The organism is Flavobacterium sp. (assembly GCF_003525665.1).
Lineage (GTDB): Bacteria > Bacteroidota > Bacteroidia > Flavobacteriales > Flavobacteriaceae > Flavobacterium.
On the sequence record NZ_DQDX01000082.1, the window covers coordinates 22,558 to 33,313 of the forward strand.

At 32.5% G+C, this 10,756-nt stretch carries 11 protein-coding genes; 10 read left to right on the plus strand and 1 reads right to left on the minus strand.

Annotation, left to right across the window (positions count from 1 at the left end; genetic code table 11):
* The first annotated feature begins 54 nt into the window (after positions 1 to 54).
* From DIU01_RS05970 to DIU01_RS06015, 10 genes are all read left to right on the plus strand, one after another.
* Positions 55 to 714 carry a CBS domain-containing protein gene (locus DIU01_RS05970; protein WP_290832496.1) on the plus strand — a complete coding sequence of 220 codons (660 nt, stop codon included), beginning with the start codon at positions 55 to 57 and terminating at the stop codon, positions 712 to 714.
* A gap of 63 nt (positions 715 to 777) precedes the next feature.
* On the plus strand, positions 778 to 1,662 hold the full coding sequence (locus DIU01_RS05975; protein ID WP_290832478.1) for an NAD kinase: 885 nt from the start codon (positions 778 to 780) through the stop codon (positions 1,660 to 1,662).
* 168 nt (positions 1,663 to 1,830) lie between these two features.
* Positions 1,831 to 2,511, plus strand: a complete 681-nt coding sequence (locus DIU01_RS05980; RefSeq protein WP_290832480.1) for a DUF6089 family protein — start codon at positions 1,831 to 1,833, stop codon at positions 2,509 to 2,511.
* Positions 2,512 to 2,514: 3 nt separating this feature from the next.
* Positions 2,515 to 3,255, plus strand: coding sequence for an isoprenyl transferase (locus DIU01_RS05985; RefSeq protein ID WP_290832482.1), 741 nt, complete (start codon positions 2,515 to 2,517; stop codon positions 3,253 to 3,255).
* Positions 3,188 to 5,944 (plus strand): outer membrane protein assembly factor BamA, encoded by a 2,757-nt coding sequence (gene bamA / locus DIU01_RS05990; protein WP_290832484.1) that lies wholly within the window; start codon positions 3,188 to 3,190, stop codon positions 5,942 to 5,944. The genes DIU01_RS05985 and bamA overlap by 68 nt, the downstream gene beginning before the upstream one ends.
* Positions 5,945 to 5,976: 32 nt before the next feature.
* On the plus strand, positions 5,977 to 7,020 hold the full coding sequence (locus DIU01_RS05995) for an OmpH family outer membrane protein (RefSeq protein ID WP_290832486.1): 1,044 nt from the start codon (positions 5,977 to 5,979) through the stop codon (positions 7,018 to 7,020).
* A 30-nt stretch (positions 7,021 to 7,050) separates the two neighbouring features.
* On the plus strand, positions 7,051 to 7,548 hold the full coding sequence (locus DIU01_RS06000; protein ID WP_290832498.1) for an OmpH family outer membrane protein: 498 nt from the start codon (positions 7,051 to 7,053) through the stop codon (positions 7,546 to 7,548).
* Positions 7,549 to 7,614: 66 nt separating this feature from the next.
* The gene (murI, locus tag DIU01_RS06005; RefSeq protein ID WP_290832488.1) at positions 7,615 to 8,394 is read left to right on the plus strand and encodes a glutamate racemase; all 780 of its coding nucleotides are present in this window, start codon (positions 7,615 to 7,617) and stop codon (positions 8,392 to 8,394) included.
* A gap of 165 nt (positions 8,395 to 8,559) precedes the next feature.
* Positions 8,560 to 9,429, plus strand: a complete 870-nt coding sequence (locus DIU01_RS06010) for a pseudouridine synthase (RefSeq protein WP_290832490.1) — start codon at positions 8,560 to 8,562, stop codon at positions 9,427 to 9,429.
* A 29-nt stretch (positions 9,430 to 9,458) separates the two neighbouring features.
* Positions 9,459 to 9,821, plus strand: coding sequence for a nuclear transport factor 2 family protein (locus tag DIU01_RS06015; protein ID WP_290832492.1), 363 nt, complete (start codon positions 9,459 to 9,461; stop codon positions 9,819 to 9,821).
* 42 nt (positions 9,822 to 9,863) lie between these two features.
* On the opposite strand, the gene DIU01_RS06020 is transcribed toward DIU01_RS06015, so the two are convergent.
* Positions 9,864 to 10,756: type IX secretion system membrane protein PorP/SprF (locus DIU01_RS06020; protein ID WP_290832494.1), on the minus strand; the 893-nt coding region annotated here is incomplete at its 5' end.

Genomic DNA, 10,756 nt, shown 5'->3' on the forward strand with positions numbered 1-10,756 from the left:
ATGATTTATGTTCTAAAATTTGATTATTTTGCAACAGATAACAGATTTATGATTATGACAGATATAAACGATTACATAACCAACGACTACAAAGCCATAAATAGCAAAGAAACTATAGCAGAAGTTCAAGACTTTTTTGCAGAAGTTTCGTATTCCCATTTTTCTGTAATTGATGAAGGTATTTATATTGGATGCATTGCTGCCGATGACATTGAGACGTTTGACAGCGATAAAAAAGTGTCTGATTATAAATATACTTTAGAAGGATTTTTTGCTAGAAAGAATATGATTTGGCTTGATGTTTTAGAAGTTTTTGCTAAGAATCACACTAATGTGGTTCCGGTTTTAGACGAAGAAAATAACTATACTGGATATTACGAACTGGAAGATATTGTTAAATTCTTTCACGAAACACCTTTTTTAAAGGAACAAGGCGGAATAATTATCATAGAAAAAAGCATACTTGATTATTCTATGAGTCAAATAACCCAAATTGTAGAAAGCAATAATGGCAAATTATTAGGATTATTTGTATCGGAAGCTAGCGCAGACAAAATACAAATCACCTTGAAAATTGCACTTGGCGGAATGAACGAAATTATTCAAACCTTCCGAAGATACAACTACGAAATAATATCTGAACATCAAGAAGATAATTATTTGAATAATTTAAAAGAGCGATCCGAATATTTAGACAAGTATTTGAACATGTAAAAGATGAATTGGTTTTAGATAAATAAAATACTTCTAAAATCTGAAATCTAAAATCTAAAATTTATGAAAGTAGCCATCTTCGGACAATATTATCAAAACGACACACGACCAATTATTCGTGACATCTTTGTTTTTTTTAATGCCAATAATGTAGAATTAGTTATTGAAGAAAAATTCTTGAAGATATTATATGAAAATGAAATTGTAAAAAAGGAATATAAAACCTTTAGCAGTTATAAATGTTTAGATTCGAGTTTTGATATTTTAGTAAGTATTGGTGGCGATGGAACCATCTTGAGAGCGGCAACATTTGTAAGAGATTCTGGCATACCAATAATAGGTATCAACGCTGGAAGATTAGGGTTTTTAGCCAAAGTACAGAAAGAAGATATTGATGCTTTTTTACAAATTGTTCTTGATAAAAAATATTTTCTATCCAAAAGAACTTTGCTGAGTTTAACTTGTTCTCCTGAAAACGAAGAATTATTGGACATCAATTTTGCAATGAACGAAATCACTGTTAGCAGAAAAGATACTACTTCGATGATTACAATTGAAACCTCGTTAAATGGAGAATATCTAAATTCGTATTGGGCAGACGGATTAATTATATCTACACCAACCGGATCAACCGGATATTCATTAAGTTGTGGCGGACCAATATTAACTCCAGATGTAAAAGCATTAGTAATTACGCCAATTGCACCCCATAATTTAAATGCAAGACCTTTAGTTATAACTGATGACACCGAAATTAAACTAAAAGTTTCTGGAAGAGAAGAACAATATCTTGTTTCTCTTGATTCTAGAATTGCTACATTAAATAACAATGCAGAGTTAACCATAAAGAAAACTCCTTTTCAAATAAACATGGTTGAAATTCCAAACGAAACCTTCCTAAAAACCCTACGAAACAAACTACTTTGGGGTGAAGACAAAAGAAATTAAAATCCGTTTTACATACTACAGCCAGCAGTTTTTCGTTTGATAGCTATTCATTCGCGAATGAAATTTGTATTCTAATGTTTAATTATGTTAAATTTAATTTTTATAAATACTGATAACATGTTTTATTAGTAGCTATAATTGTTATATTTGCACGCTATTTTTCAATTAATGAAAAGATTATTTTTATTTGTTTTATTGGTAAGTCTATCAAACTTAAACGCTCAAATTCATGAAATAGGTGTTTTCCTTGGCGGAAGCAACTATGTTGGAGATGTTGGAAGTACTACTTACATCAACCCTAATGAGTTAGCATTTGGAGCATTGTATAAATGGAATAAAAGTCCGAGACATGCCTACAGATTTTCAATAACGCATGGAAAAATCACTAACGATGATTCAAAATCGAGCGTTTCTGGAAGAAAACAAAGAGATTATGACTTTGAAAATACGGTTACAGAAATTTCAGCAGGATTAGAGTTTAATTTTTTTGATTTCAATTTACATCAAATGGACAGAAAAATTACGCCTTATGTCTTTTCTGGGTTGAGTTTTTTTAATTACAACGAGTTATTTGTTGTTGGCGGAGAAACAAAAGAAGATTATTCTGAAACATCATTTGCAATACCAATGATTCTCGGAATAAAATCCAATATTACACCTAAATTAATTTTAGGAGCAGAAGTTGGGGTTCGATACACGTTTACAGATAATCTAGATGGAAGCAATCCAAAAAATGAAAATCTGCAAACCTTAAAATTTGGAAACACAAATAGTAACGATTGGTATGTATTTACCGGATTTACATTAACTTATACATTTGGTGAAAAACCATGTTATTGCGCAGAATAAATTATGAACTTACTAGACTCAATAGACAAAGACAACTTACCTAAACATGTAGCCATTATTATGGACGGCAATGGTCGTTGGGCAAAACAAAAAGGCTTTTTGAGAGTTATTGGTCATGAAAACGGTACAAAATCAGTAAGAGAAACTGTAGAAACTTGCGCAAAACTAGGAATTACCCATTTAACATTATATGCTTTTTCTACTGAAAATTGGAACCGACCAAAACTAGAAGTAGAAACATTAATGAAACTTCTTGTTCACTCCTTAAAAAGTGAATTAAAAACATTACAAAAAAATAATATTCAACTAAATTCTATTGGGTCAATAGACAAATTACCAAGTTCCATATTAAAAGAATTAAACGAAGTAATTGAGAAGACTAAAGGCAATGATAGAATGACACTTACACTCGCACTTAGCTATGGCTCAAGAGATGAGTTAATAAATGTTGTTAAAAACATAAGTGATAAAGTTAAAAATAATATAATTTCGATAGATACTATTGATGAATCAATTATAAATCAGCATCTTTACACGCACAATCTACCCGACGTAGATTTACTAATTAGAACCAGCGGCGAGCACCGAATTAGTAATTTTTTGCTGTGGCAAATAGCCTATGCAGAACTTTATTTCACCGATGTTCTTTGGCCCGATTTTAAAGAAAATGATTTATATGAAGCCATCATCAGCTATCAAAAACGAGAACGCAGATTCGGAAAAACAAGTGAACAAATTAAATAATATATTAGTGTCAAATAATTTTTTAAAAGCATTTCTTTTCTTATTTTTTATAGGAAATGTTACTCTACTACAAGCACAAGAAAAACTGCCTTTTGATCAAGGAACTAAATACATTTTAGCCGATGTTGATGTAACAGGTAAAATCACCTTCAATAAACAAACCGTAGTAACATTTGCTGGTCTTGAAAAAGGCCAAGAAATAACCGTTCCTGGTGAAGAAATAAGCAACGCAATAAAAAAATTAGGAAAACTAGGTTTATTCAATAAAATAGATTTCTACGTCAATCAAATAAAAGGTGACAGCATCTTTTTAGAATTAAATATCAACGAATTACCAAAACTAAGTGACGTTAAAATCACCGGAGTTAAAAAGAACAAAGTTGAAGATTTAATTAAAGAAGGCGACTTAACAAAGGGTAAAATTGTTAACGAAAACCTTATCACTACAACAAAAAATTATTTCGAAAATAAATACAAAAAAGATGGTTATTTTAATACTAAAGTAGCTATCAACACCGTTAATGATACTACTGTAGTCAATCAAGTAAAAATGATTGTTAATATTGATAAAGGTGAAAAATTAAAAATTAGCAAAATCGACTTTATCGGTAACACAAAATTTTCAGATGCGAAGCTTAGAAAAGCAATGAAAAATACTAAGCAAGTTAATCCTATCAGAATCTTTAAATCATCTAAGTACATTAAAGACAAATACAAAGAAGATTTAACAACAATTGCTGACAAATACAAAGAACAAGGTTTTAGAGATGCACGAATTGTTTCAGACTCTGTGTGGTTAGACAAATCAAAAAACAAAATTGCTATCAATGTAAAAGTCGAAGAAGGAAATAAATATTACTTTGGAGATATTAAATTCTTAGGAAACACAGTATATTCAGACCAATTATTGAAACGTGTATTAGCTATCAATAAAGGTGACACGTACAATGGCGTTTTACTACAAAAAAGAATTGCAGACAAGACTAAACCAGATGGAGATGACATCACCAATTTGTACCAAAACAATGGTTATTTATTTTCAAATGTAAATGCGGTAGAAGTAAAAACAGAACAAGATTCGATCAACTTCGAAATTAGAGTTGTAGAAGGTCCGCTTGCCTATTTTAATAGAGTAACGGTTTCAGGAAATGACAAAACAAATGATAGAGTAATTTATAGAGAACTTAGAACAAAACCAGGTGAAAAGTGGAACAAAGAAGAAGTAATTAGCACTATTCGTGAATTAGGACAACTAGGTTTCTTTGACCCTGAGGCGATTTCACCAGACGTAAAAAATGCCGATCCAGCTGCTGGAACAGTAGATTTAGATTGGAAAGTTGTAGAAAAAGGATCTAGCCAAATTGAACTTCAAGGTGGTTATGGCGGTGGAGGTTTCATTGGAACTTTAGGATTATCTTTCAACAATTTCTCTGTTAGAAATATGTTTAAGAAAGAAGCTTACAGACCAATACCAATGGGTGACGGACAAAAAGTATCTTTAAGAGCACAAGCAAGTTCGTTCTTTCAAACCTACAGTTTATCGTTTTCAGAGCCATGGTTTGGTGGTAAAAAACCTGTTAGTTTTTCAACGTCATTATCTCATAGTAGACAATTTTTATTCACAGGTAATTCTAGGAGTGTAGACAGAAGCAAAAGTTTCGACATTACCTCTCTTTCTGTTGGTTTAGGAAAAAGATTAACGGTACCAGATAACTATTTCTATTTATCAAATGCAATTAGTTTTCAATACTATGCCTTAAATAATTACAACACCGGGTTATTTACCTTCGGAAATGGTTCTTCAAGAAACTTAGCTTATACATTAGGTTTAACAAGAAACAACAAAGGTAATAGTCCAATTTTCCCAACTAAAGGATCAGAATTCAGTATTACTGCTAAATTTACGCCACCGTATTCTTTATTTAACAAAATTGATTACGGCAATTTGCAAAACCAAAAAGAATATAAATTAAGAAATAATGTTAACTCTACTTTAGGAATAGCTGGAACAGGATATTTCGGTATAGACCAAGAATATGTAGCTCCAGGCGATTTGATTAAACAAGAAACAATTGGAACAAACACAGGATATGTTAGAGTAGACGAGGCAGACTTTATACAAGCAGATGTTGACCAAGGAAAAGTAGACCAAAAGAAATTCAACTGGTTAGAATATTATAAAGTAAAATTCAAAGCCGAATCGTTTTCTCAAATTTATGAAAAGTTAACGCTTAGAACATTAGGCGAATTTGGTTTCTTGGGTGCATACAATAACGATAGAGGTTTGGTTCCATTTGAGCGTTTCTTCGTTGGTGGTGATGGTCTTGCCAACTTTGCATTAGATGGTCGTGAAGTGGTGCAGTTAAGAGGATATCCAAATCAATCACTATCTGATGTTGATGGAGATGTTATTTACAATAAATTTTCGTTAGAATTAAGATATCCAATAACAATGAAATCACAAGCGTCAATTTATGTATTAGGATTTCTTGAAGCAGGATCATCGTTCAATAGCTTTAAAAATTACAATCCATTTCAATTACAACGTTCTGCAGGTTTTGGATTACGTGTATTTATGCCAGCATTTGGATTACTTGGTATAGATTTTGGTCATGGATTTGATGCTATTCCTGGCGCAACAGTTAAAAATGGCTGGGAAACTCATTTTATTATTGGACAACAATTTTAGTATATTTGTTTAGATTTCTAAAACAACAAGTTATGAGAAAATATATTTTAATACTATTAACTACATCATTTTTTACAATTAATGTAGTGGCACAAACTAAAGGTGTCAAAATTGGATATATAGACATGGAATATATTCTAGAAAAAGTACCAGATTATGCCGAAGCTAAAAACCAATTGGAGCAAAAAGCTCAAAAATGGAAGCAAGAAATAGAAGAAAAAAAAGTTGATATTGCTAAGCAAAAAGAAACTTTAAAATCAGAAAGAGTACTTTTAACTAAAGAACTTCTTGAAGAACGTGAAGCAGAAATTGCTTTTCTAGAAACAGAATTGTTAGAATACCAACAAAAAAGATTTGGACCAAATGGCGATTTAATGACTCAAAAAGCAGTCTTAGTTAAACCAATTCAAGACCAAGTTTTTAATATCGTTCAAGATATAGCTGAATTAAAAAAATTCGATTTTGTTTTTGACAGATCATCCGATTTAACCATGTTGTTTGCAGACAAAAGACACAACATCAGCGATCAAGTTGTTACCAGAATAACAAGAGCGGAGAAAAGAGAGCAAATGACCAGAAAGCAGCTTGAAAAAGAAGAAGAAGCTGAAAGAAAACAAGACTTTATCAACGAAAATCCAAACCTTTCAGATCGTCAAAAAAAATTAGACGAAAGTAAAGCGGCACGTCAAAAAATAATAGACGATAGAAAAATTGCGGCTCAAGAAAAGAAAGATGCAGCCGATGCTAGAAGAAAACAAATCCTTCAAGAAAGAGAAGATAAAAAAAATGGCATAGTTTCTGATAAAGTAGTTAAAGACCAAAAAACCGAAACATCAAAAGACGATCTTTCTAGTAAAGAAACTGCTGCCGAAGATAAAAAAGCAGCTCTGGCAGAAACAAAAGCAAAAGCTGAAGAAGCAAGAGCCAAAACTCTAGAAGAAAGAAAAAAAGTAATTGAAGATAGAAAGAAAGCAGCTCAAGAGAAAAGAGAAAAAACATTAGCCGATAGAGCCGCTGCAAAATTAGCTAAAGAAGAAGAAAAGAAAAATAAAGAGGCAGAAACGCCAAAACCATAATAAAATTAATAACTATAATAATTAAGAATGATGAAACAATTTAAAACTTTATTAATAGCTGCAATAGCATTTCTTGGTGCTCAAACTATTAATGCTCAGGCAAAAGTAGCTCACGTAGATACTTATGAAATCTTAACTAAAATGCCTGCTATGATAGACGCTCAAAATCAATTAAAAAAATTGAGCGAAACTTATGATAAAGAATACAAAACATTAGTAGAAGAATACCAAGCAAAAATTAAAAAATACGATACAGAATCTGCTGGAGTTACAGATGCTGTAAATCAAACTCGTACTACAGAAGTACAAGACATGATTAAAAGAATCAACGAGTACAAAGAAACCGCACAAGGCGATCTTCAAAAGAAAGAAACAGAATTGATGAAACCTTTACAGGAAAAAATCAAAACTTCTATTCAAAAAGTAGGTAAAGCAAAAGGATACCAGTACATCATGAATGCTGAAAATTTATTATTAGCTGATGGTCCAGACTTAACTGCTGACGTAAAGAAAGATTTAGGTTTCTAATATCTTTTAACATAAAATATCAAAACTGCTCAATTTATTTGAGCAGTTTTTTTTTACATTTGCTTTATGACAAATAACAATCCAATAGGACTTTTCGACTCTGGCATCGGCGGAACATCAATCTGGAAAGAGATTCATCAACTACTTCCAAACGAGAACACCATTTATCTTGCCGATAGTAAAAACGCACCTTACGGACAAAAGTCTAAAGACGAGATCATACAATTAAGTTTCAAAAATACCGAGTTCCTACTCGATCAAAACTGCAAATTAATAGTCGTAGCCTGCAACACAGCAACAACCAACGCTATAAAAGAACTACGTGATAAATACGATGTTCCATTCATTGGAATCGAACCAGCAATCAAACCAGCAGCAACCAATTCAAAAACCCAAAAAATCGGAATTTTAGCGACAAAAGGAACACTCAACAGCGAACTTTTCTACAAAAATGTAGAGAAATTCCAAGACATAAAAATTATCGAGCAAATAGGTTATAATCTCGTAACGCTTATTGAAAATGGCGAGATGAATTCTACAGAAATGAACGATTTGCTACAAGAATATCTCACACCAATGATTGAGCAAAACATTGATTATCTTGTCCTTGGCTGCACACATTATCCCTATTTGATTCCTCAAATTGAGAAAATCATCCCAAAAAACATAAAAATAATCGACTCTGGAGAAGCAGTTGCTCGTCAAACCAAAGCAATTCTTGAAAACAAAGTCGGCTTTCGAAATTCAGTAGAAAAAAGTACTCAAATCTTCTACACAAACGCCAATCCCAAAGTGTTATCAGAAATAGTGGGAAAGAAATACAACGTCATCAAGAAAGATTTTTAGGAGCGAATCGATACAGCAATTGCTATACCTTTTTCCAGCTTTCCTTCCAATTCCCAATAAAAATTGGGAGATTTCCACTCAATTGTCCCGAAGCTTCGGGATATTTGGCAAACCATAGCACTGAAATTCAGTTAAAAAGAGTACCTTTGCAAAAATGTTAAGGCAATGGAGAATTCAAATAATAAAAAACGAACAAGTTCAAGCAAACCAAGTGGAGATAGAAAAAAAACTAGCTCAACACCTAAACCTGCTATGGCAAAACGTTCTCAAAATAGAAAACCAATAGTTAAAAAAGACTCACCAAACGTACCAAAACCAATAAAGTCAGATGAAATTCGTTTAAACAAATACATCTCTAACTCTGGTGCTTGTTCACGTCGTGATGCCGATATTTACATCCAATCGGGTAACGTAAAAGTAAACGGAATTCCAGTTACAGAAATGGGTTACAAAGTCAAACCAGGTGACGTTGTAAACTTTGACGGCGCAACTTTAATGCCAGAAAAGAAAGAATATTTTGTACTAAACAAACCTAAAAACTTTACAACTTCTAACGAAGATGATGGTGACCACAGAAATGTTCTTGAGCTTATAAAAGGCGCAACCACTTCTAGAATGCAACCTATTGGAAGAATGGATAAAAACACAACTGGTTTGTTATTATTCACAAACGATACAGATATCATTCGTAAATTCAGTTTGCCAAACCAAAAATCTCCTAAAATATACCAAGTAACTTTAGATAAAAACTTAAAGTTTGAGGATTTAGAAAAAATTTCGAAAGGCGTAACATTAGATGGTCATAGACTATTTGTTGATGAAATAAGCTACATCGAAAACGAACCTAAAAACGAAATCGGTATAAGACTAAAAACACCAAACGTAAAAGTAGTGAGAGCTATTTTTGAAAGTTTTAAATACACCGTTATAAAAGTAGACAGAGTTGCTTTTGCAGGGCTAACAAAAAAGAACCTTCCACGAGGAAATTGGCGAGTACTTACTGAACAAGAAATAATTAATTTAAAAAATATATAACCTAAAGTCTCTTTAGGTTTTTTTATCTCATGGATAGTTTAAAAAACACATCAATTGCACATTCTTGGTTTGAAGCTTTCAACGCGCACAACTTAGAAAAACTACTATCATTATACGATGACGAAGCGCAACATTTTAGTCCAAAACTAAAAGTAAGGCATCCCGACACAAAAGGATTAATTACAGGTAAAAATGCATTACGCACATGGTGGCAAGATGCCTTTGATAGATTACCAACGCTGCATTATAAAGTAACCTCGATAACTTCCAGTTCCGACAGAGTTTTTATGGAATACATTAGAACAGTTGAAGGAGAAGACGAAATGCTCGTTGCAGAAGTTCTCGAAATAAAAGAAGCAAAAATAATTGCATCTAGAGTTTATCATTCATAAAAAAAGCCTTCTGTTTTCACAGAAGGCTTTTTTTATATTTCCTTAATTTACCGCAGGACAATTACAGTCATACTTCTCTTGCTTGCAGAATAAGTTTATTCCAAGTGTGATCTGATGAAAACCTCCTGTATCAAATTTCACATTTCCTAACAAGTGAGAATACGTATACGATAACATAAAGTTATTAAAGTTAAACCCAACAATTGGTGTGATGTATTGCAGCTTTTGATCGGCTACAGAGTTTCCTTCTATGTATTGTGCACCATCAAGACTTCTTCTATAAGACAATCCGCCCCAAAGTGTTCCTGTCGCTAATGTCTTGTATGCTTTTACGTTTAAATCAATCAATGATTCTTTCGTTTGACTCACATACTGAAACATAAATGACGGTTCCCACATAATAGTTTCTTCGTCTCCAAAAGTATATCCAGAGTTTAAGATTAAACGTTTTAAATCTACTGGTTCTCTATCGGTATATAATTTTCTATCGCTAGCTAAGGCATTTTTTACTGTTGCATGAACATAAAAATCTAAATAATTATAAGATGCTCCAATATCAACATTGAAATAAGATGCTTTTTGCTCAATGGTACCATTAATAATTGGATCATACTCTGGATTGGCAATGTAAAAATCGGTTTCATCCAATAAACTTTGAGCAAATCCAGCGCTAATACCAAACGATAATTGATTCAAATCTACTTTATCTCTTGAAAACATTAAGTGGTGCGCATACGTCAATCGAACTCCCTTTTGCGAATGGTAACCGTTCTTGTCGTTTATCAAAATAATTCCAGCTCCAGATCGCTCGCCCAAGCTTCCGTTAAAACTCAACGTTTGCAATGCAGGTGCATCTTCTTGACCCAACCATTGTTGTCTTGCTGTTAATCTAACTTTGGCACAATTGGCCGCTCCAGCCATCGATGGATGCAATA

Excerpts from the sequence above, each read along its gene's own strand:
- DIU01_RS06000 (WP_290832498.1), top strand. The coding sequence starts at position 7,051 with ATGAAACAATTTAAAACTTTATTAATAGCTGCAATAGCATTTCTTGGT.
- bamA (WP_290832484.1), top strand. The coding sequence starts at position 3,188 with ATGAAGCCATCATCAGCTATCAAAAACGAGAACGCAGATTCGGAAAAA.
- DIU01_RS05970 (WP_290832496.1), top strand. The coding sequence starts at position 55 with ATGACAGATATAAACGATTACATAACCAACGACTACAAAGCCATAAAT.
- DIU01_RS06010 (WP_290832490.1), top strand. The coding sequence starts at position 8,560 with ATGGAGAATTCAAATAATAAAAAACGAACAAGTTCAAGCAAACCAAGT.
- murI (WP_290832488.1), top strand. The coding sequence starts at position 7,615 with ATGACAAATAACAATCCAATAGGACTTTTCGACTCTGGCATCGGCGGA.
- DIU01_RS05980 (WP_290832480.1), top strand. The coding sequence starts at position 1,831 with ATGAAAAGATTATTTTTATTTGTTTTATTGGTAAGTCTATCAAACTTA.
- DIU01_RS05985 (WP_290832482.1), top strand. The coding sequence starts at position 2,515 with ATGAACTTACTAGACTCAATAGACAAAGACAACTTACCTAAACATGTA.
- DIU01_RS05995 (WP_290832486.1), top strand. The coding sequence starts at position 5,977 with ATGAGAAAATATATTTTAATACTATTAACTACATCATTTTTTACAATT.
- DIU01_RS05975 (WP_290832478.1), top strand. The coding sequence starts at position 778 with ATGAAAGTAGCCATCTTCGGACAATATTATCAAAACGACACACGACCA.
- DIU01_RS06015 (WP_290832492.1), top strand. The coding sequence starts at position 9,459 with ATGGATAGTTTAAAAAACACATCAATTGCACATTCTTGGTTTGAAGCT.